General features: G+C 69.5%; 15 protein-coding genes. 7 read left to right on the top strand and 8 right to left on the bottom strand.

Annotated elements, in window-relative coordinates:
• Positions 1 to 142 precede the first annotated feature (142 nt).
• The 3 genes from ACX80K_RS04570 to aceA all read right to left on the bottom strand — a co-directional run bounded on the left by ACX80K_RS04570 (position 143) and on the right by aceA (position 4579).
• Complete coding sequence (locus ACX80K_RS04570; protein ID WP_459270691.1) at positions 143 to 1459, bottom strand: ATP-binding protein; 1317 nt, start codon at positions 1457 to 1459, stop codon at positions 143 to 145.
• A gap of 102 nt (positions 1460 to 1561) precedes the next feature.
• Positions 1562 to 3196 (bottom strand): malate synthase A, encoded by a 1635-nt coding sequence (aceB, locus tag ACX80K_RS04575; protein ID WP_459270692.1) that lies wholly within the window; start codon positions 3194 to 3196, stop codon positions 1562 to 1564.
• Positions 3197 to 3247: 51 nt separating this feature from the next.
• The gene (aceA, locus tag ACX80K_RS04580; protein WP_459270693.1) at positions 3248 to 4579 is read right to left on the bottom strand and encodes an isocitrate lyase; all 1332 of its coding nucleotides are present in this window, start codon (positions 4577 to 4579) and stop codon (positions 3248 to 3250) included.
• 127 nt (positions 4580 to 4706) lie between these two features.
• On the opposite strand from aceA, the gene ACX80K_RS04585 reads away from it, so the two are divergent.
• Together ACX80K_RS04585 and ACX80K_RS04590 are read left to right on the top strand one after the other, a co-directional pair.
• Positions 4707 to 6188 carry a helix-turn-helix domain-containing protein gene (locus ACX80K_RS04585; RefSeq protein WP_459270694.1) on the top strand — a complete coding sequence of 494 codons (1482 nt, stop codon included), beginning with the start codon at positions 4707 to 4709 and terminating at the stop codon, positions 6186 to 6188.
• 309 nt (positions 6189 to 6497) lie between these two features.
• Positions 6498 to 7553, top strand: a complete 1056-nt coding sequence (locus ACX80K_RS04590; RefSeq protein ID WP_459270695.1) for a hypothetical protein — start codon at positions 6498 to 6500, stop codon at positions 7551 to 7553.
• A gap of 85 nt (positions 7554 to 7638) precedes the next feature.
• Here the strand turns inward: ACX80K_RS04590 and ACX80K_RS04595 are convergent, their stop codons facing one another.
• From ACX80K_RS04595 to rhaI, 5 genes are all read right to left on the bottom strand, one after another.
• The gene (locus ACX80K_RS04595; protein ID WP_459270696.1) at positions 7639 to 8586 is read right to left on the bottom strand and encodes a serine hydrolase domain-containing protein; all 948 of its coding nucleotides are present in this window, start codon (positions 8584 to 8586) and stop codon (positions 7639 to 7641) included.
• 172 nt (positions 8587 to 8758) lie between these two features.
• Entirely contained in the window at positions 8759 to 10021 is a 1263-nt protein-coding gene (locus tag ACX80K_RS04600; RefSeq protein ID WP_459270697.1) for an alpha-hydroxy acid oxidase, read from the bottom strand.
• Positions 10018 to 11532, bottom strand: a complete 1515-nt coding sequence (locus ACX80K_RS04605; protein WP_459270698.1) for a rhamnulokinase — start codon at positions 11530 to 11532, stop codon at positions 10018 to 10020. The genes ACX80K_RS04600 and ACX80K_RS04605 overlap by 4 nt, the downstream gene beginning before the upstream one ends.
• 1 nt (position 11533) lies before the next feature.
• On the bottom strand, positions 11534 to 13591 hold the full coding sequence (locus tag ACX80K_RS04610) for a bifunctional aldolase/short-chain dehydrogenase (RefSeq protein WP_459270699.1): 2058 nt from the start codon (positions 13589 to 13591) through the stop codon (positions 11534 to 11536).
• A 5-nt stretch (positions 13592 to 13596) separates the two neighbouring features.
• Entirely contained in the window at positions 13597 to 14763 is a 1167-nt protein-coding gene (rhaI, locus tag ACX80K_RS04615) for an L-rhamnose isomerase (RefSeq protein ID WP_459270700.1), read from the bottom strand.
• 251 nt (positions 14764 to 15014) lie between these two features.
• Here rhaI and ACX80K_RS04620 point away from each other — a divergent pair, with 251 nt between their 5' ends.
• The 5 genes from ACX80K_RS04620 to rhaS all read left to right on the top strand — a co-directional run bounded on the left by ACX80K_RS04620 (position 15015) and on the right by rhaS (position 21067).
• Entirely contained in the window at positions 15015 to 16031 is a 1017-nt protein-coding gene (locus ACX80K_RS04620) for a LacI family DNA-binding transcriptional regulator (protein ID WP_459270701.1), read from the top strand.
• Between the two features lie 127 nt (positions 16032 to 16158).
• Positions 16159 to 17712: a sugar ABC transporter ATP-binding protein gene (locus tag ACX80K_RS04625; protein WP_459270702.1), complete on the top strand. Its 1554-nt coding sequence runs from the start codon at positions 16159 to 16161 to the stop codon at positions 17710 to 17712.
• Positions 17709 to 18755, top strand: coding sequence for an ABC transporter permease (locus ACX80K_RS04630; protein ID WP_459270703.1), 1047 nt, complete (start codon positions 17709 to 17711; stop codon positions 18753 to 18755). The genes ACX80K_RS04625 and ACX80K_RS04630 overlap by 4 nt, the downstream gene beginning before the upstream one ends.
• Positions 18748 to 19944 (top strand): ABC transporter permease, encoded by a 1197-nt coding sequence (locus ACX80K_RS04635; protein WP_459270704.1) that lies wholly within the window; start codon positions 18748 to 18750, stop codon positions 19942 to 19944. Before ACX80K_RS04630 ends, ACX80K_RS04635 begins: the two co-directional genes overlap by 8 nt.
• 61 nt (positions 19945 to 20005) lie before the next feature.
• Positions 20006 to 21067, top strand: a complete 1062-nt coding sequence (rhaS, locus tag ACX80K_RS04640; protein WP_459270705.1) for a rhamnose ABC transporter substrate-binding protein — start codon at positions 20006 to 20008, stop codon at positions 21065 to 21067.
• The last annotated feature ends 106 nt before the right edge of the window (positions 21068 to 21173 follow it).

Raw genomic sequence — 21173 nt, forward strand, 5'->3', positions numbered from 1 at the left:
GGGGATGCCGGACTCCGCAGGGGTGTTTCGTTCCCCCTTTTTTCCCCCCCCGCCCCCCCCCCCCACCAAGGGTCACCGCGGGCGACCGAAGTCCGTGCGGGTAGCCTCTCGACGCCGCGGACGCCCTTCAGTGGCGCCGCTGCTAGATACGGCCGAGAGTCCCGATGTCCTCCAGGAAATCCTCGAGGACCTCGTCGCTGACCGTGGTCCGTGTCTCTCCGATGGCCTCCAGGTAATCCTCGGTCGAGGGGCCGTTCCGGACCGTCTCGCGGACGGAGAGCTTGCCTCCCGGGGCGGGGCCGCCGGTCTCGTAGACGGCCTTCTCGAGGGCCCGCTGGGATGCGCTGCGGGCCGCGTACTCGATATCTGCGGGAGAGAAGCCTGACGTCCGGTCGACGAGCAACCCCACATCGACCGCGTCCACGACGGACCCTGGGATGAAGCGCCGCCAGATGGCCTCGCGGGCTTGTGTGTCGGGCAGGCCGATGGGGATGACGTAGTCGAACCGCCCGTGCCGGAGAAACGCCGTGTCCAGGGAACGTATGAAATTCGTGGCGCAGACCAGCAACCTCCCGGGTTGTTCACGGAAGGCCGGGATGATCTTGAGCAGCTCGTTCGTGACGCCCTGGAGGGGCGACGGCGGCTCCCCGGATCGATGGGATGCGATCTCCTCCACCTCGTCGATGAAGACGACGGCGTGTTCGAGCCCCGCGATCTCCAGGAACGTCTCCCGTAGGGCTCCGGCCAAGCCTTGTGGGTCGGCCGCCAGGCGGGACGGGAACACTTCGACGAAGGGCCATTCCAGTCGGGAAGCAATGGCTTTCGCGAAGGTGGTCTTGCCCGTGCCGGGCGGACCGAACAGGACCACGGCACGCGGCGGTACCACCCCGAACTCGTCGGCCAGATCCGCCTCGGCAAGGGGGAGTACGAGACGGCGTTCCAGTAGTTCCTTCTCGGTGCGCATGCCAGCGACGTTCTCCCATAGATCGCGCGCGAGGAGGCGCCCGCCCAGTTGGTCCAGTGCGTGGAGTTCCTGGCGCTGGACGGGGATGGTGCGCTCGAAGTAGCGGAGGTTCTTCTTCAGGGCGAAGCCGCGACTGAGGAAAGCCTCCACCCTGGTCTCCGATTCCGGCATCAGGGCAGAGAGCTTGTCGAGGCCGTGCGGCGCCATCCGATTCTCGACCGAAGCCAGCAGCGAGGTACCGATACCGCGGCCGCGGTGCTCGGGGAGGGTCGCCAGGAAGACGATCCACCCCTGGTCATGAGCAGCCCGCCCGACAGCCGCGCCAACGATCTCCTCGTTCTGCACCGCGACCACCGCGTGGTCCTTGGTGCACGATGCGAGTACCTCGGAGAGTGCATAGACAGGTTCGACATTGCTCGCCTTGAGTGTCTCCCAGAGATGCAGGATGCCATCGAGATCTGCAGAGTGGAAATCCCTGATCCGCCAACTGCTCATGCCGTCACCCTCCCACGTCGACGTTCACGGTCCCGCACCCCGGTATCATCGGGCCACCCTGCGTTCTGGTCAGGGTCCAGGCTGTGGCCGGTCACTGAAGTCTCACACCTGCGCCAGGACCAGGGACTGATCATCGCGCAGGTACTTCAGATAGGCGGTGACGGTCAGGAACGCCGGGAAGTCCCTCCCGAGGGCCACTTCCTCGAGGACCTCGCGTGCCTCGTCGAAGCGGTCACCGTCGAATCGGTCCAGGGCCGCGAACTCGTCGTCGAACAGATCGATGACCCACTCCCGCGTGATGACCTCGCCCTCGTCCGTGATGGCGCTCGTGTAGATCCACTGCCAGATCTGGGACCTCGAGATCTCGGCCGTGGCCGCATCCTCCATCAGGTTGTTGATGGCGGCCGCACCGTTTCCCCGGAGCCACGACTCGATGTACCGGACGCCGACCTCCAGGTTGTCGCGGACGCCGCGCTCGGTGATGGAGCCCGGCGTCGAGGCGATGTCGAGCAGGCTCTTCCCGTCCGGCTGGACGTCGTCGCGCAGGCGGTCGAGCTGGTTCGGCCGGTCGCCGAGGGTCGCGTCGAAGACTCCCATGGCGACGGGCACGAGGTCCGGGTGGGCCACCCACGATCCGTCGAAGCCGTCGGCGGCTTCGCGTGCCTTGTCCGCGCGGACCTTCTCGAGGGAGAGCGCGTTGGCTTCCTCGTCGCGACGGTTCGGGATGAACGCAGCCATACCCCCGATGGCATAGGCGCCGCGTCGGTGACAGGCACGGACGAGTTGTTCGGTGTAGCTCCGCATGAAGGGTGCTGTCATGGTGACCGAGTTCCGGTCGGGCAGGACGAACCGCGGTCCGCGGGTGCGGAAGTTCTTGATGATGGAGAAGATGTAGTCCCAGCGGCCGGCGTTCAGCCCGGCCGCGTGGTCTCGCAGTTCGTACAGGATTTCCTCCATTTCGAAGGCCGCGGTGATGGTCTCGATCAGCACCGTGGCGCGGACGGTGCCGTGCGGGATGCCGAGCAGTTGCTGCGCCTGGATGAAGATGTCGTTCCAGAGCCGCGCCTCGAGGTGGTTCTCGATCTTGGGCAGGTAGAAGTAGGGCCCGCGCCCCTGATCGATCAGTGTGCGCGCGTTGTGGAAGAAGTGGAGGGCGAAATCCAGGAGCCCGCCGGCGACGGCGACCTCCTGGATGAGTACGTGCTTCTCGGACAGGTGCAGGCCCCTCGGTCGCACGACGATGGTCGGCAGTTCGTCCTTCGGCTCGTGGACCCGGTACTGCTTGCCCTCGGGAGAGGTGAAATCGATCCGGCCCGCCAGGGCGTCCTTCAGGTTCAGTTGGCCGTTGATGACGTTCACCCACGACGGCGTCGAGGAATCCTCCATGTCCGCCAGCCAGACCTTGGCGCCGGAGTTCAGCGCGTTGATGGTCATCTTGCGGTCCACCGGGCCGGTGATCTCGACGCGGCGGTCCTCGAGCCCGGGTGCAGGCGCTGCCACCTGCCAGGTGGCATCCTCGCGGATGTGCCGCGTCCCGGGCAGGAAGTGGGGGTCGGCGCCCGCCGCGACGGCTTTCCGCTGACGGAGGCGGTCGTGGAGGAGTTCCTCCCGCCGCTTGTGCGTCGCACGGTGGAGGGCTTTGACGAAATCGAGTGCCTCGTGTGTGAGGATCTCGTCCTGCCGTGGGACCGGGGAAGCGGTGAGGGTGATGCCGTTCAGGGTGTACATGTGATGCATGGGAGGCTCCTGGGATTCTTGCCGGTCCGCGAGGCGGGCGGTGGGGAATGGCTAGTGGAACTGCTGGGCTTCGGTGGACCCTGCGAGGGCGAGGGTGCTCCCGGTGGGGTTGAGGACCGTGGCAACCTGATCGAAGTAGCCGGTACCCACCTCGCGCTGGTGCTTCGTCGCGGTGTAGCCGCGGGACTCGGCGTCGAACTCGCGGTCCTGCAGGTCCACGTAGGCGCTCATGCCGTTGCGGGCGTAGCCGTGGGCGAGGTCGAACATGGAGTAGTTGAGGGCATGGAAGCCGGCGAGGGTGATGAACTGGAAGGTGAAGCCCATGGCTCCGAGCTCGCGCTGGAACCGGGCGATCGTGGCGTCGTCGAGATGCTTGCGCCAGTTGAACGACGGCGAGCAGTTGTAGGCGAGCATCTGGTCGGGGAACTCGGACTTGATGCCCTCGGCGAACTGCCGTGCCAGGTCCAGGTCCGGGGTGCCGGTCTCCATCCAGAGGAGGTCGGCGTAGGGTGCGTAGGCCCTCCCGCGGGCGATGCATGCCTCGAGGCCGTTGCGTACGTGGTAGAAACCTTCGGGAGTCCGCTCGCCGGTGACGAAGGGCTGGTCCCGCTCGTCGACGTCCGACGTGATGAGCGTGGCCGCCTCGGCGTCCGTGCGGGCCACGATGACCGACGGTGTTCCCGCGACGTCAGCGGCGAGCCGGGCCGCGTTCAAGGTCCGCACGTGCTGCTGCGTGGGGATGAGCACCTTGCCGCCGAGGTGCCCGCACTTCTTCTCGGACGCGAGCTGGTCCTCCCAGTGGATGCCGGCCGCTCCTGCCTGGATCATGGCCTTCATGAGCTCATAGGCGTTCAGCGGTCCACCGAAACCTGCCTCGGCGTCGGCGACGATCGGCACGAGCCAGTCCTCGACGGTGGAGGCGCCTTCGGCCCACTCGATCTGATCGGCCCGCAGCAGCGCGTTGTTGATCCGCCGGACGACGGTGGGCACGGAGTTCGCCGGGTACAGCGACTGATCGGGATACGTGTGGCCGGAGTTGTTCGCGTCGGCCGCCACCTGCCAGCCCGAGAGGTAGATGGCTCGAAGGCCGGCCTTGACCTGCTGCACGGCCTGGTTGCCGGTGAGGGCGCCGAGTGCATTCGTGTATCCCCCGGTCGCCGCCTCGGTGGTGAGCTGATGCCAGAGCTTCTCGGCTCCACGGCGGGCGAGTGTGTGTTGCTCCTGCACGCTTCCACGGAGGCGGACGACGTCGGCTGCCGAGTAGTCGCGCCGGACGCCTTCCCAGCGCGGGTCGGCCGACCATTCCAGCTCGAGAGCGGTGGCGGCCGGGGCCGCGTCGCGGTCCCGGCTGGAAGGGGTCGAAGGGGTGGGCTCCTGCGTCATTGCGGTCTCCTCGGGTGCTGGCGGGGCGTCCGCCCGATTACTGTAGGACCCACGATTCGCCACATCTCCTCCTCGGCCTAGGCCTCGAGGCTGGAAAGAAACGACGTTCTTCGCTTATCGTCAAGAAATGACGACTCCCGCCTGGTCCCGGCCCGTTCCCGCGGCATCCCCTCCCGACGGCGTCGCGCTGGACCTCATCAGCCTCGGGCGGCGGGTCCGTCACCTCCGGAAGGCGAAGGGGATGACGCTCGATGACCTCGGTGCTGTCGTGGGGACGGCCGCTTCCCAGCTCTCGCTCCTCGAGAACGGGAGACGTGAACCGAAGCTCGGGATGCTGCAGGGACTCGCCGGGGCCCTCGGGGTGACGATCGACGAGCTGCTGGGCGCAGGCCCGCCCTCACGTCGGGCCGCGTTGGAGATCGAACTGGAACGCGCACAGCGCGGCCCGCTCTACGAGTCACTGGGGTTGCCGAAGGTGCGCATCTCCTCACGACTGCCGCTGGAGGTGCTGGAGTCCCTCGTCGGGCTGCAGGCCGAACTGGAGCGACGTCTCAACGAACAGGTCGCCACGCCCGAGGAGGCGCGCCGGGCCAACGCGGAACTGCGCGCGATCATGCGGGAGAGGAACAACTACTTCCCGGAGATCGAGGCGGAGGCACAGACCGTGCTCGATGCGGTCGGGTACGCCGCGGGGCCTGTGTCGCAGCACCTGATCGCGGACATCGCCGCCCATCTCGGGTTCACGCTGCACCACGTGGGCGACCTCCCGCACTCCACACGCTCGGTCACCGACCTGAAGAACCGCCGCATCTACCTGACGCAATCGGAGCGGACGGACCACGACCCCCGCTCGGTTCTGCTGCAGGCGCTCGGCCACTATGTCCTCGGGCACCGCACGCCGGACAACTACGGGGAGTTCCTGCGACAGCGCGTCGCGACGAACTACTTCGCCGCGGCCCTCCTGCTGCCGGAACGTCCGGCCGTCGAATTCCTCAGGCGGGCGAAGGTCTCGAAGGAGATCGCCGTGGAGGACATCCGCGACAACTTCGCCGTGTCGTACGAGACGGCGGCGCACCGCTTCACCAACCTCGCCACCGAGCACCTCGAGATCAGGACGCACTTCCAGAAAACCCACAAGAGCGGGATCATCTACAAGGCCTACGAGAACGACGGCGTCACCTTCCCGCAGGACCACACGGGAGCGATCGAGGGGCAGCCCTCGTGCCGGCGGTGGACCTCGCGGGTGGTGTTCGACGTGCAGGACAAGTTCCGGGCATACAACCAGTACACGGACACGCCGAGCGGGACCTACTGGTGCACCGCACGCACGGAGCGGGCAGCAGGCGGCGAGTTCTCGCTGAGTATCGGGGTGCCCTACGCACAGGTGAAGTGGTTCCGCGGACGCGATACGGACATCCGGGAGAAGTCGACCTGTCCGGATGAGTCATGCTGCCGACAACCGCCGTCGGACCTCGCGCGGGAATGGGCGGGACACGCCTGGCCGAGCGCCCGGGCCCACTCGCACCTTCTGGCCGCGATGCCGCCCGGTGCGTTCCCCGGCGTCGACGAGACCGAGGTGTACTCGTTCCTGGCGACGCATTCCAGCTGACACTCGACGAGGTCGTGCAGGGCAGCACGGTCGAAGCCGGCCTGCGCGCGGATGCTGCGTGCGGGCCGCAGGCCGGCCCTGGTCGGAACATCCGCGACGTCAGCCGGAGCTTCGCCAGTAGCCGTCGGCACGCTGCGCAAGGAGGGTCGTTCGCCGATGGTGAAGCCCAGGTCGCAGGCGCTGCCCGAGGCTCCTGGGAGGAGGGCGCGGGACCGTCCCGTCGGCCCGACCGTCGCGCCGGGTGGTCGGACGCCCCGTGGGGTGATGTGCTCTCTTGACGCCGATGAGCGGCGGGAGCAGGATGCGGGCATGGCACATCCGGCGCAGGGTGACGTTCCCTCCACCGGGGTGAACGCCACGGTCGGTGTGACCCGGCACGACGGCGAGGGCACACGGATCACCTACGACGTCCTGCGCTGGATGATGATCGGGCTTCCCGCACTCCTGTTCACGGTCACCGTCCTCTACGCGTGGAGGACCGGGAGCCTCGAAGGCTCCATCAGCGCCTACTACGGCGGCCCGGTCCGGGACGTCTTCGTCGGGGTGGTCGTCGCCACCGCCGCCTGCATGGTGGCGTACCGCGGCTGGTTCGCGCTCGAGGACTTCGCGCTGAACGCGGCCGGCTTCTTCGCCGTCTTCGTGGCACTGGTACCGGACGGGCTCGGCACCATCATGGGCGACCTGCGCGACCGTGAAGCGGCGTTGGCGACCGTGAGGACCGGGAGCACCCTCACGGGAGAGCTGCCGGCTGCGCTCGAGAACGCCCAGCCGGCGTTCACCGCCGAGGAGTACGGCTGGTCCCTGCGGATCGCCCTGACCGCCGTCGCCCTGCTGTGTGCCTGGCTGGTGTGGAACGAGGTGCAACAGTCCCGCCGTACCCTCGACCTTCTCGACCGTGGCGGGTGGAGCCGGCGAACGGTCATCTGCACGGCCGTGGTCGTCCTCGGGTTCGTCGTCCTGACGTCCTGGCAGCTGTGGTTCCTCGGCCCTGCGGACCGTGTCTCGCTGCCCGGAATCGTCCTGGGTCCGTTCCAGGTCGAAGTGCACGACATCGCGGCGATCCTCATGATCGCCTCGTTGCTGGTCGTGGTGGCCGGTCACGGGTGGCCCGAGCGGGCGGCGCAAGCGGACCCGGAACGCTCCGTGCAGCGCGCGGATTCTGACTTCCGGCATGGCTACAGGATCATCGTCGGCCTGATGTCCGTCGGCGCGGGTTGCGTGCTCGGCCTCGGGTCGCTGTTCTTCCGTCAGCACGTCGTCCTGGTGCTGGAGTGGTACGAGATCCTCCTCTTCTGCTGGTTCTGGTTCCTCGAGACGCGAAGGGTGAGCAGGTGTCGTCGCGACGTCGCGACGGCCGGGAAGTAGAGGCTGCCGACCATCGAGCCGATGTCGAGCCAGGGCGGTTTTCGCCGCACTTTCCTGCCCGCGCCCCCGCGTCGACCAGTACCCTTCACGGGCCCGGCGCTGCCTGATCGGGTGCGGAGAACCGCCGCAGGAGCTGGAAGCCGTGCCTGTCGACGGACCGGTGGACCGCGCTGAGCACGACGACCCCGGTGCCGGCGCCCCGGTCGACCCCGATCCAGCTGCTGAAGCCTCCGGTACTGCCGTTGTGCCAGGTCATCCCCCGGCCATTGCGCTCGAGGGTGATCCACCCGGCGCCGATCCCGACCCGGGGACCGAAGTCCGTGACAGGATCGAGCGCCGAGACGCCCCGGACCGTCCCGTCGAGGACCGAACGGAGGAAGCCGCGCATGGTGCCGATGGTCGCGCGGACCCCTCCCGCGGGAGCGAGGGCCTCACCGACCCAGGGGTGCATGCGGCGTCCGAAGCGATCGGATCCCGTGAGGTCCGCGGGGCCGAGGTCCTCCATCCGGGCGGGAGCCGGGAACCCGGGCCCCAGGACGTCCTCCAGGAGCTGTCCGTAGCTCCTGCCGGCCGCTGCCGCCACGGCATGCCCGAGCAACTGGAAGCCGAGATTCGAGTACCGCGGTCTGGGAGCGCCGAGGCGCACGTCGCGTGTCTGCACCAGGAGATCGGCGAGCGAATCGCCGTAGGGGTTCTCGCCGCGGACCCAGAACCCGAGGGTTCGCCGGAGCGGGTGCATCCCCGGGGGCAGGCTCGGGAGCCCGGAGCGGTGGGTGGCCAGGGAGCCCAGGTCCACGGATGCGACCCTCCCGCTGCCGACCGGCGGAAGCAGTTCGCGGAGAGCGGTCGTCTGCGAGACGAGGCCGCGCTCCACCGCATCCCGGTAGACCATGCCGGTGAGCGCCTTCGAGATCGACCCGATCTCGAAGGTGGAGGAAGGGTTGGAGCCCACCATCGCCGTCATCTCGCGGTCCGGCGTCACCACAGCCACCGCTGCGGTCGATGATCGGAACCCGCGATCCACGGTACTCACGAGGTCCGCATCCCCGACCCATCCAGCCGCCACCGCGATCTCCCTCCTAAGCCGACAACGCACCATCAGTCAACACCTGTTGACGGACGGTCCCTCACGGCATAGTACCCATCGGCGGTCCGCGACGTCAGGGGGCAGGAGCAAGGGATCCTGCCACCGGGCAGCCGGTGCGTCAGAAGCGTGCCGACGCTTCGTTCTGCGCCGGGACGACCGGCGTGAGGCGGGTGAGCTGGGTGACGTGCCTGGGCTCGAGTTCGTCGAGGGAGGAGACGCCGAGCAGGCGCATGGTCCTCTCGATCTCGTCCCGGAGGATGGCGATGGCCCGGTCCACGCCGTCGCGCCCGCCGGCCATGAGCCCGTAGAGGTAGGCCCGGCCGATGAGCGTGAACTTCGCGCCCAGGGCCATGGAGGCGACGATGTCCGCTCCGTTCATGATGCCGGTATCGACCATGATCGTGGCGTCGCTGCCGACCTCGCGGACGACCCGGGGGAGGAGGTGGAAGGGGATGGGGGCGCGGTCGAGCTGGCGGCCGCCGTGGTTGGACAGGATGATCCCGTCGACGCCCAGGTTCACGAGGCGGACGGAGTCCTCGACGTTCTGCACGCCCTTGATGACGATCTTCCCGGGCCACAGGTCGCGGATGACGGCGAGGTCGTCGTAGCCGATCGTGGGGTCCATCGCGGCGTTCAGCAGGTCTCCCACCGTCCCACCGGTATCGGTCAGGGACGCGAACTCCAGCTTCGGGGTGGTCAGGAAGTCGACCCACCACCAGGGCCGCGGGACCGCGTTGAGGATGGTGCCGATGGACAGCTGCGGCGGGATGGAGAACCCGTTGCGCCTGTCCCGCAGCCGGGCGCCGGCGACGGGGGTGTCGACGGTGAACATGAGGGTGTCGAAGCCGGCCTCACCTGCCCGGCGGGCGAGCTCGTACGAGATCTCCCGTTGCCGCATCACATACAGCTGGAACCAGTTGCGCCCGGTCGGGTTCGCCGCCTTCACGCCCTCGATGGACGTCGTGCCGAGGGTCGAGAGGGTGAAGGGGATCCCGGCGGCGGCCGCTGCGCCCGCGCCGGCCGTCTCCCCCTCCGTCTGCATGAGGCGGGTGAAACCGGTCGGGGCGATGCCGAAGGGCAGCGCGCTGGGTCCGCCGAGGATCTCGACGGAGGTGTCGACGTGCTCGGCGGGACGGAGGATCGAGGGGTGGAACTCGATGTCCTCGAACGCCTGGCGGGCACGGTTCAGGGACAGCTCACCCTCGGCGGCGCCGTCGGTGTAGTCGAAGGCGGCCTTGGGCGTACGGCGCTTGGCGATCGTGCGCAGATCGGCGATCGTGAGCGCGGCAGCCAGGCGCCGCTTCTTGCCGTTGAGCTCGATCTTCTTGAACTGCATCAGCTCGAGCATCTCCGCGGGAACGGGGAGTTGGCGCTTGGTCACTGGGTGATCCTTTCAACGGTAGGAACAGTGCCGGGATCGCGGCTGGGTTCGTAGAGTACCGGCGTGACCCCTGCCACGACGACGTGCCGGAGCTCCGGCAGTCCGCCGTCGAGCCGGCCACCTGCCCGCGCCTGGACGAGGATGTTCCCGAGCGCCGTGGCCTCGACCGGGCCCGCCAGCACATTCCTGCCGGCGGCGTCGGCCGTCAGCCGGCAGAGCAGCGCGTTCTGCGAGCCGCCCCCGACGATGTGGATGACGTCGGCTCTCGTCCCGGTGAGCCTCTCGGCGTCGGCGATAGTCCGGGCATAGCCGTCCGCCAGGCTGTCGAGGATGCAGCGGACGATCGCCGCCGGCCGGCCGGGAAGGACGAGGCCGGTGCGCGCCACGGCCTCCACGAGGCGACGGGGCATGTTGTCGGGCGCGATGAAGGAGGCGTCGTCCGGATTGACCGTCGGCCCGCCGACCGGCAGGGCCGCGGCGGCGGCCAGCAGCGCGGCGAGATCCGGCTCCGGCCCCTCGACACTCCATTCCCGCAGGCACTCCTGCAGCAGCCACAGACCGCCCGTGTTGCGGAGGTAGCGGATGGTCCCGTCGACGCCACGCTCGTTGGTGAAGTTCGCGGCGCGGCTCTCCTCGGTGAGGAGGGGCGCGTCGAGTTCGACGCCCACGAGGGACCACGTCCCCGACGAGATGTAGGCGAACGAGCCCGACGTCGCGGGGACGGCGGCGACGGCCGAAGCGGTGTCGTGGGATCCGACGGCCACGACCCGGGTCGCCGACGGAAGCCCGGTCCTGGCCGCGACGGCCGAGGACAGCGTCCCGATCGTCTCGCCCGCCTCGATGAGCGGCGGGAACAGGTCGGGGGCCAGGCCGAGCGGGTCGAGGAGGTCGGCGGCCCAGGTGCCGGTGGCGGCGTCGAGCAGTCCCGTCGTGGAGGCGTTCGTGGACTCCGTGCGGCGCTCGCCGGTGAGCCGGTAGGCCAGCAGGTCGGGGATGAGCAGCGCCTGCACACCGTCCAGCGACCGCTCCGCGGCCAGCTGGTACAGCGTGTTGAACGGCAGGAACTGGAGCCCGGTCCGCGCGTAGAGCCGTTCCGGCGGCACGGCCCGGTGCACGACGTCGATCACGGCCGCCGTGCGCCCGTCCCGGTAGCTGAAGGGGAGGTGGCGGAGCACGCCGGCGTCGTCGACCAGTCCGTAGTCCACCGCCCACGTGTCGATCCCGATGCTCGCGACCGTATCGCCCGTCCCGGCCGCGGCCTCCGCGGCCAGGCGGAGGCCCACCAGCACCTCGTCGAACAGGGCCTCGACATCCCACCGCAGGGCACCTCCCAGGAACTGCGCGCCGTTGGGGAAACGGTGCACGGTCGTGAGGCGCGGGCCGGCGTCCGTCAGCTTCCCGACGATCACGCGGCCCGAGGAGGCCCCGATGTCGACCGCCACGAACACCGCTGAACCGTCTGCCCTGGCGTCGGCGTGCGTGTCGGTGTCGGCGTGCGGGTCATCGGCCATGTCAGCGCAGGAACGCGGCGGCGACGCCCGCGTCGACGGGGATGTGCAGCCCCGTGGTGTGCGAGAGTTCCGCGGAGGTCAGGACCGCGACGGCGTTGGCGACGTTCTCCGGCAGCACCTCGCGCTTGAGGAGCGTGCGCTGCGCGTAGTACTCGCCCAGCTTGTCCTCCTCCACGCCGTAGACCGCTGCCCGCTTGGCGCCCCAGCCACCGGCGAAGATGCCGGAACCGCGGACGACGCCGTCGGGGTTGATGCCGTTGACGCGGACGCCGTGGCCGCCCAGCTCGGCGGCGAGGAGCCGGACCTGATGGGCCTGGTCGGCCTTGGTGGCGCTGTAGGCGATGTTGTTGGGGCCGGCGAACACGGAGTTCTTGGACGAGATGTAGATGATGTCCCCGCCCATGTCCTGCTCGATCAGCACCCTCGCAGCGGCCTGGGACATGAGGAAGGAACCCTTCGCCATGACGTTGTGCTGCAGGTCCCAGTCCTTCTCGGTGGTCTCCAGGAGCGGCTTGGAGATCGACAGCCCGGCGTTGTTGACCACGAGGTCGAGCCCGCCGAAGGCGAGCACGGCGGCCCTGACGGCCTTCTGCACCTGCGCGGGGTCTGTGACGTCGGCCTGGACGCCGAGCGCGACGTCCGGCCCGCCGAGACCCTCGGCGACCGTGGTGGCGCTGTCGATGTTCAGGTCCGCGATGACCACGCAGGCACCCTCGGCGGCGAGGCGGGTGGCGATGGCCTTGCCGATGCCCGACGCCGCCCCCGTCACCAGGGCGATGCGCCCGGCATGGGACTTCGGCTTCGGCAGGCGCGCGAGCTTGGCCTCCTCGAGGGCCCAGTACTCGATGCGGAACTTCTCGACCTCCTCGATGGGGGAGTAGGTGGAGATGGCCTCGGCGCCGCGCATCACGTTGATGGCGTTGAGGTAGAACTCCCCGGCGACCCGGGCGGTCTGCTTGTTCGCGCCGAAGGAGAACATCCCGACGCCGGGCACCAGGACGATCGCGGGGTCCGCGCCGCGCATCGCCGGGGACTCCGGGGTCGCGTGGCGGTCGTAGTAGGCCGCGTAGTCCGCCCGGTACTCGGCGTGCAGTTCGCGCAGGCGCAGCAGGCAGCTCTCCACGTCGGCGCCGGCCGGGAGGTCGAGGATCAGGGGCTTGACCTTGGTGCGCAGGAAGTGGTCCGGGCAGCTCGTGCCGAGGGCGCCCAGCCGGGGGTGCGCCTCGCGGGCCAGGAAGTCCAGGACGCGGGGGTCGTCCGTGAAGTGGCCCACCTGGGCCTTGTCCGTGGACGCGAGCCCGCGGATGGTCGGGGCGAGGGCCGCGGCCTTCGCCCGGCGTTCCCCCTCGGGGAGTGCGGCGTAGCCCTCGAGGGCCGGACCGAACGGCTCGGCCGAGCCGTGCTCGGCGATGTAGCGCTCCGCCGTCTCGATGATCCACAGGGAGTTGGCCTCGGCCTCCGCGGAGGTCTCGCCCCACGCGGTGATGCCGTGACCGCCGAGGATCGTGCCGATCGCGCCGGGGTTGGCTCGCCTGATCGCGGCGATGTCGAGGCCGAGCTGGAACCCGGGACGGCGCCAGGGCACCCAGACGACCTTCGGCCCGAAGATGGCCGTCGTCAGTGCCTCGCCGTCCGCCGACGTCGCGACGGCGATGCCGGAGTCGGGGTGCAGGTGGTCCACGTGGGCGGCGTCGACGAGGCCGTGCATGGCCGTGTCGATCGACGGGGCCGCCCCGCCCTTGCCGTGCAGCGTGTAGTCGAAGGCCGCGACCATCTCGTCCTCGCGCTCCACGCCCGGGTAGACGCCCTGGAGGGCGCGCATGCGGTCCAGCCGCAGGACGGCGAGTCCGGACTCCTGCAGCGTCCCGAGGTCCCCGCCGGATCCCTTGACCCAGAGTAGTTCGACGTCCTCGCCCGTCACCGGGTCCATGCCCCGGCCCTTGGCCGAGGTGTTGCCGCCGGCGTAGTTGGTGTTGCGCTTGTCGGCACCGAGCCTGTTGGAACGCGCGATGAGGTCGCCGACCGTCGGGTTGGTGGACGTGGTCGTCGGTTCTGTCATGGCTGTCATGCTCCCCATCCGGCCTGCCGGCCGCCCTGTCGTTCGGTGTTGATCCGGTCCTGGTAGCCGCTCGTCCGGTACGCCGCCATCGGATCGGCGGGCAGTCCCTTCGACTCGCGCCACTGGGCGAGGCCGGGACGCACGTCCGTGTAGAAGGCGTCCATCAGGATCGCGTTGGCGCCGAGCACGTCACCGGACTCCTGCGCCGCGGTCAGCGCGGTCCGGTCGATGAGCAGCGCACGCGCCGTCATCTCCTGCACGTTCAGCACCGACCGGATCTGGCCGGGGATCTTCTCCTCGAGGTTGTGGCACTGGTCGAGCATGAGGGCGATCCCGCTCGACGGGTCGAGGCCCCCGCCCCGGACCACCTCGGCCATGATGCGGAAGAGCTGGAACGGGTCGGCGGCGCCCACGATGAGGTCGTCGTCGGCGTAGAAGCGCGAGTTGAAGTCGAAGGAGCCGAGCTTCCCGAGGCGGATCAGCTGCGCCACGATGAACTCGATGTTGGTCCCCGGGGCATGGTGGCCGGTGTCGAGGCAGACGAGTGCCTTCTCGCCGAGCTGGAGGCAGTGTGCGTAGGAGGTGCCCCAGTCGGGGACGTCCGTGTGATAGAACGCCGGCTCGAAGAACTTGTACTCGAGCACGAGGCGCTGGTTCTCGCCGAGGCGGTCGTAGACCTTGCGCAGGGACTCCTGGAGCCAGTCCTGCCGGGACCGCATGTCGGCCTGGCCGGGATAGTTGGAGCCGTCCGCCAGCCAGATCTTCAGGTCCCGCGAGCCCGTGACGTTCATGACCTCGATGCACTCGTACATGTGGTCGATGGCCTTGTTCCGCACGGCGGCATCGCTGTGGGTCAGGCTGCCGAACTTGTAGTCGTCGTCCTGGAACGTGTTGCTGTTGATGGTGCCCAGCCTCATGCCGTGCTCCGCGGCGTAGGACGCGAGCGTGCCGTAGTCGTCGACCCTGTCCCAGGGGATGTGGAGGGCGACGCTCGGGGCGAGGCCGGTCAGCCGGTGGACCATGCCCGCGTCGGCGATCTTCTCCTCCACGGTGCGGGGGGTGCCGGGGGTCGCGAACACCTTGAAGCGTGTTCCGGAGTTGCCGTAGGCCCAGGAGGGAACCTCGATGGCGAGCTGGTCCAGCTCCGCGGCGATGTCGTCGATGACAGTCATATACTCTCTCCAGCGTCGGAAGGGCGGCCACCGGGTGCCCGGGGGCACTGCCGACGGCGGTTGTTCGGGTGTCTTCACCTGCCCGGAACGGACCGGGGAGGACTCCGACAGATCGACGTGCTTTTGAATCGTTTCATTGGCACGTTTCAAAGTTATCCTTGCTGAAGACCGAGTGTCAACAGTCCTTCCGGCCCCTGTTCCTGCCGGGCCCGGGCGTCGAGGTAGGCGAGGTAGTCGTGGAGAGTCGGCCAGTGAGCATCAAGGACGTCGCGGACCGGGCGGGAGTGGCAGTCGGCACGGTGTCCAATGTGCTGAACCACCCCGCACGCGTCTCCGCCGTCACGCGGGAGCGCGTCCAGGGGGCGATCGACGCGCTCGGCTTCGTCCGGAACGACGCCGCACGGCAGCTGCGTGCGGGCCAGAGCCGCACGATCGGCCTGATCGTGCTCGACGTCGGCAACCCGTTCTTCTCCTCGCTCGCCCGCGCCGCCGAGGACTGTGCGGCAGAGAACGGCAGCACCGTGGTCCTCGGCGACAGCGGCCAGGATGCCGAGCGCGAGACCCGGTACATCGACGTCTTCGAGCAGCAGCGCGTCCAGGGCATGCTCATCTCACCCGTCGGCGATGTCGGGCCCCGCGTCGAGGCGCTCCGCGCGCGCGGCATGCCGGTGGTGCTGGTGGACCGGGTCGATGCGCAGCGGCGCTGCAGCTCCGTGTCCGTCGACGACGTCGCCGGGGGCTCCATGGCCGTACGGCACCTCCTCGCGGCGGGCCGACGGCGCATCGTCTTCGTGGGGACCCGGGCGGACTACCGGCAGGTGGCCGACCGCCTGGCAGGGGCCCGCCAGGCGGTCGGGGAGCAGGACGGCGCCGTGCTCGAGGTCGTCGAGGCCGAGGCGATGACGGTCCTCGCCGGCCGCGACGTCGGCGGCGAGATCGCGCAGCGCCGCAGGGAGGAGCTGCCCGACGGCATCTTCTGCGCGAACGACCTCCTGGCGATCGGCGTCATGCAGGCGGTGCTGCTGATCCGCGGACTGCGGATCCCCGAGGACATCGCGCTCATCGGCTACGACGACATCGACTTCTCGGCCTCGGCGGTGGTCCCGCTGTCGAGCGTCAGGAAGCCGACCACGCTCATGGGGCGCACCGCCGTCGAGCTCCTCCTCGAGGAGATCGAGGGGCCCGCGTCACGACGCCGGCAGGTCATCTTCGACCCCGAGCTCGTGGAACGCGGCAGCACGCAGGCGCCGGTCCGCGCCGTCGGCTGACAGCCCCCGATGCCCGGACACCGGAGGTAACAGGTCGATCTCGGGCTGTTGACGGTGATGTGGCTCACGCCTACTATTCGAGGTGAACCGTTGCTCTGAAACGATTCATTTCTGACGAGGAGTCGCATTGACGCACTTTTCCGGTCCTGGCAGTGAAGCCGGTGACCCGACGGGCCCGGAGCGGACGTCCGTGCTGACCCTCCGCGGGGCGCTGAAGACGTTCGGCCCGGTCGTCGCGCTCGCCGACGGCACGATCGACCTCGCGGCCGGCGAGATCCACGCGCTCGTGGGGGAGAACGGGGCGGGCAAGTCGACGCTCGTGAAGATCCTCGCCGGGGTGCACCAGCCCGACGCCGGGGACTTCCTCGTCGCGGGACGGACCGTCAGCTTCCGCAACGTCGCGGACAGCAAGGCCGCGGGCATCTCCGTCATCTACCAGGAACCCACGCTCTTCCCCGACCTCACGGTGGCCGAGAACATCTTCATCGGACGCCAGCCGAAGGGCCGCTTCGGCCTCATCAGCCGCGTCGAGATGCGCCGGCGCGCCAAGGAGCTCTTCGATCAGCTGGGGGTCCCGATCGACCCGGACCGCGTGGCGGAGGGGCTGTCCATCGCGGACCAGCAGATCATCGAGATCGCCAAGGCCATCTCGCTCGACGCGCGCGTGCTCGTCATGGACGAGCCCACGGCGGCGCTCAGCGGCGTCGAGGTGGACCGACTGTTCGCCGTCGCCCGTCGCCTGCGGGATGCCGGCAGCGGCATCCTCTTCATCTCGCACCGCTTCGACGAGGTCTTCGGGCTGTGCGACCGCATCACCGTCATGCGCGACGGCACCTACATCGCCACCCATGAGACGGGTGCGACGTCGGTCGAGGCGATCGTCCGGGAGATGGTGGGCCGCGACATCGACGCCCTGTTCCCCAAGAGCGAGACGGAGGCGGGCGACGTCGTCCTGCGGGTCCGCGGGCTGACCCGCCCCGGCGTCTTCCACGACATCGACTTCGAGGTCCGGGCCGGCGAGATCGTGGCGCTCTCCGGGCTCGTCGGCGCCGGGCGCACCGAGGTGGCCCGGGCGGTCTTCGGCATCGACCGCTACGAGCAGGGCGCCGTCGAGATGGCCGGACGGCCCCTGCGGCGCAAGGACCCCCGGGCCGCGATCGACGCCGGCATCGGCTTCGTGCCCGAGGACCGGCGCAAGCAGGGGCTCGTCATGGACCTGTCGGTCGAACGCAACGCGGCCCTCACCCTCCGGCATTCGCTCGCGCGGTTCGGCATCATCAGCGCCCGCGCCGAACGCGAGGCCGCCGAGACGTGGGGGAAGCGCCTGCAGGTGAAGGCCGGTTCGCCGGAACACGCGGTCTCCACGCTGTCCGGCGGCAACCAGCAGAAGGTGGTCCTCGCGAAGTGGCTCGCCACGGACCCGAAGCTCCTCATCGTCGACGAGCCCACCCGCGGCATCGACGTCGGGACCAAGGCCGAGGTGCACCGCCTCATCTCCGAGCTCGCCGGGCGCGGCATCGCGATCCTCATGATCTCCTCCGAACTCCCCGAGGTGCTCGGCATGGCGGACCGCGTGCTGGTCATGCGGGAGGGCCGCATCACCGCCCACCTGGACCGCGCCGAGGCCACGGCCGAAACCGTCATGCACGCCGCCACCGCATCCCTGGAGTCCTCGCGATGAGCCTCGACAGCAAGAGTGCGGTCCCCGCGCACCCCACTCCGGAGCACTCCCGCCCGTCGGCGTTCGCCTCCTTCCTCAGGCTCCGCGAACTCCCCGTGATCCTCGCCCTCGTGGTGCTGGTCGCCGTGACCGCGGCCCTCAACCCGCTGTTCCTCAGCGAACAGGGCATCAAGGACCTGCTGCTGAACGCGACGATCCTGATGATCCTCGCCGTCGGCCAGACACTCGTGATCATCACCCGGAACATCGACCTGTCGGTGGGCTCCATCCTCGGCCTCGTGGCCTTCGGCACCGGCAGCATCTTCGTGGCCGCGCCGAACCTCCCGATCATCGCGGTGTTCGTGGCCGGCATGCTCTTCGGTGCGGTGCTCGGCGCCCTGAACGGCCTGCTCATCACCATCGCGAAGGTTCCGGCGCTCGTCATCACGCTCGGCACGCTCTACATCTTCCGCGGCATCAACAACGCCTGGGCGGGCGGCACCCAGTACTTCGCCGGCGACCGCCCCGAGGCGTTCGGGAACCTCTCGGTGGACACGATCCTCGGGTTCCCCGTGATCACCCTGATCGCCGTCGTCGTCGTCGCGATCGTCGCCGTGTACATGCTGGGCACGAGGCCGGGCCGCGACCTCTACGCCATCGGCTCCGATCCCGACGCCGCGCGCCTCTTCGGCATCCCCGTCACCCGCCGGGTCCTCCTCGCCTTCGTGGTGAACGGCCTGCTGGCCGGCCTCGCCGGTGTGCTCTACGCCAGCCGCTTCAACTCGGTGGGCGCGACGACGGGCTCCGGACTCGAGCTCGACGTCGTCGCCGCGGCGGTGGTCGGCGGCGTCGCGATCTTCGGCGGCAGCGGCACCGTGGTCGGTGCCGCCATCGGAGCGCTCCTCCTGACCACCATCACCAGCGCCCTCACGGCCCTGCGCGTGGACAAGTTCTGGCAGCAGGCCATCGTGGGCATCCTGATCCTCGCCGCCGTCGTCATCGACCGCATCGCCAGCGTGCGGTCCGCCCGCAAGCTCCGGATCGCGGAGGCCCGCAATGTCTGACCGCCTCGACGCCCAGCCCGGGCCGGGCACCGGGTCCGGCACCTCCGCCCAGCCCGGCCGGGACCAGCCGGAGACCGGCTCACCAGCGAAAGGCACGCGCATGGCCGCCCCAGGCACCAGGACCTCCGAGGAGAAGGGCGCACGCCGGCCCGCAGCCGGGAAGGCCGACACCACCAGGGTGCTCGCCGTCCCCAAGGGCCGCACCGGCGCCGCGCGGATCCTGCTCGGACGCGACGCGATCATGATCTACGTGCTCGTCGTCGTCGTGCTGTACGCGAGCCTCGTGATCCCGCGCTTCGCCTCACCCGTCACGGTCGGCTTCCTGCTCCTGGACGTGATCCCCACCCTGCTCATCGCCCTGCCGATGACGCTCGTGATCATCTCCGGGGAGATCGACCTCTCGGTGGCGAGCATCGCAGGGCTCACCAGCGCCCTCATGGGCGTCCTCTGGCAGGGCGGCATGCCGATCGCGCTCGTCCTGGTGATCTGCGTCCTCGCGGGCCTCGTCGCCGGCGCGTTCAACGGCATGCTCATCGCCTACCTCGGCCTGCCGTCGCTCGCCGTCACCATCGGCACGCTCGCCCTGTTCCGCGGGCTCGCCCTCGTGGTGATCGGCGACAACGCGGTGGCGAACTTCCCGCCGGGGCTCACCGCGTTCTTCACCTCGAAGATCGGCGGCACAGGCATCCCCACCGTGATGGTCGGCGTCGTGGTGCTGATTCTCGCGTTCGCCGTCGTCCTGCACTTCACGCCGTTCGGCCGCGGGCTCTTCGCCCTCGGGTACAGCAAGGAGGCCGCGACGTTCGTGGGGATCGACGTCGCCCGCTCGAAGTTCCTCCTCTACCTGGCCACCGGGACCGTGTCGGCACTCGCCGGCATCTACTGGACACTCCGCTACTCGAGCGCCCGCAGCGACAACGCGAGCGGGCTCGAACTCGCGGTCATCGCCGCCGTGCTGCTGGGCGGCGTCTCGATCTTCGGCGGCAAGGGGTCCATCCCGGGCGTGCTCGCGGGTGTGCTGCTGATCGGCACCATCAACTACGCCCTCAAGCTGGACCGCGTGTCCGAGGTGGTCCTCATCATCGTGACGGGCTCCCTGCTCATCCTCTCCGTGGTGGCGCCGAACATCGCCGCCGCCGTCCAGCGGGCACGCCATGCCAGGCAGGTCCGCTCAGCACCACTTCCCTAGGCCGTCCCCCTGGGGTTGCACCCGGCGTCTGGAGTCCAGCGCCCTTCGAAAGGAAAAAACGATGAGGTTTATTCATTCCGGATCCACCCGGCGCCGGGCGGCGTTCGCGGCTCTCGCGACGAGCGCCGCACTGGTCCTCAGCGCCTGCGGTGGCGGTGCGGCCACCGAGGGCGGTGCTGAGGGCGGCGCAGGAGCGGACGGCGATCAGACGATCACGTTCATCCCCAAGCAGCTCAACAACCCCTACACCGACGTGGTGCTCGGCGGCGGCGAGGACGGCGCGACGGAGGCCGGCTTCGCCTCCTCCGAGGTGGTCGGCCCGCTGGATGCCAGCGCGTCCAGCCAGGTGTCCTTCATCAACGCGGAGACGCAGCGCGGCACCAACGTGATCGTGATCGCCGCCAACGACCCCGACGCCGTCGGGCCGGCCCTCGAGGAGGCCCGCACCGCGGGCGCCAAGATCGTCGCGTTCGACTCCGACACCAACCCCGACTACCGCGACCTCTTCGTCAGCCAGGTCAACGCCAAGGACGTGGCCCTGATCCAGCTCGAGCTCATCTCGGAGCAGATCGGCGGCGAGGGCGAGGTCGCGATCCTCTCGGCCACCGCCAACGCCACCAACCAGAACGAGTGGATCAAGTTCATGGAGGAGGAGCTCGCCTCCAACCCCGAGTACGCCAAGATCAAGCTCGTGGCGAAGGTCTACGGCGACGACGACGACACCAAGTCCTTCCAGGAGGCCCAGGGCCTGCTGCAGGCCTACCCGAACCTGAAGGGCATCATCTCGCCCACGACGGTCGGCATCGCCGCGACGGCCCGCTACCTCTCCACGTCGGAGTACAAGGGCAAGGTCGCGCTGACCGGGCTCGGACTGCCGAACGAGATGCGGCCGTTCGTGAAGGACGGCACGGTCTCCGAGTTCGCGCTCTGGGACCCGGCACAGCTCGGCTACGTGGCGGCCTTCGCGGGCAAGGCGCTGGCCGACGGCGACATCACCGGTGAGGTCGGCGACACCTTCGAGGCCGGCGAGCTCGGCGAGCGCGAGGTCGCCGAGGGCGGGATCGTCCTGGTCGGTCCGCCCACGCAGTTCAACGCGGAGAACATCGACGACTACGACTTCTAGTCGCCCTGGCGGGGCGCCATTCGGGGCGCCCCGCCTTCGTCCGCCCCGCCCGTCCGCCCCGCCCGTCGGCCCCGCCCGTCCCCGTCCCGATCGTCCCAGGAGCACC

The organism is Arthrobacter sorbitolis, assembly GCF_054510995.1.

Bases quoted from the DNA above. Each gene is read 5' to 3' on its own strand.
- ACX80K_RS04570 (WP_459270691.1), bottom strand. From the start codon at position 1,459: ATGAGCAGTTGGCGGATCAGGGATTTCCACTCTGCAGATCTCGATGGC.
- aceB (WP_459270692.1), bottom strand. From the start codon at position 3,196: ATGCATCACATGTACACCCTGAACGGCATCACCCTCACCGCTTCCCCG.
- aceA (WP_459270693.1), bottom strand. From the start codon at position 4,579: ATGACGCAGGAGCCCACCCCTTCGACCCCTTCCAGCCGGGACCGCGAC.
- ACX80K_RS04585 (WP_459270694.1), top strand. From the start codon at position 4,707: ATGACGACTCCCGCCTGGTCCCGGCCCGTTCCCGCGGCATCCCCTCCC.
- ACX80K_RS04590 (WP_459270695.1), top strand. From the start codon at position 6,498: ATGGCACATCCGGCGCAGGGTGACGTTCCCTCCACCGGGGTGAACGCC.
- ACX80K_RS04605 (WP_459270698.1), bottom strand. From the start codon at position 11,532: ATGGCCGATGACCCGCACGCCGACACCGACACGCACGCCGACGCCAGG.
- ACX80K_RS04610 (WP_459270699.1), bottom strand. From the start codon at position 13,591: ATGACAGAACCGACGACCACGTCCACCAACCCGACGGTCGGCGACCTC.
- rhaI (WP_459270700.1), bottom strand. From the start codon at position 14,763: ATGACTGTCATCGACGACATCGCCGCGGAGCTGGACCAGCTCGCCATC.
- ACX80K_RS04630 (WP_459270703.1), top strand. From the start codon at position 17,709: ATGAGCCTCGACAGCAAGAGTGCGGTCCCCGCGCACCCCACTCCGGAG.
- ACX80K_RS04635 (WP_459270704.1), top strand. From the start codon at position 18,748: ATGTCTGACCGCCTCGACGCCCAGCCCGGGCCGGGCACCGGGTCCGGC.
- rhaS (WP_459270705.1), top strand. From the start codon at position 20,006: ATGAGGTTTATTCATTCCGGATCCACCCGGCGCCGGGCGGCGTTCGCG.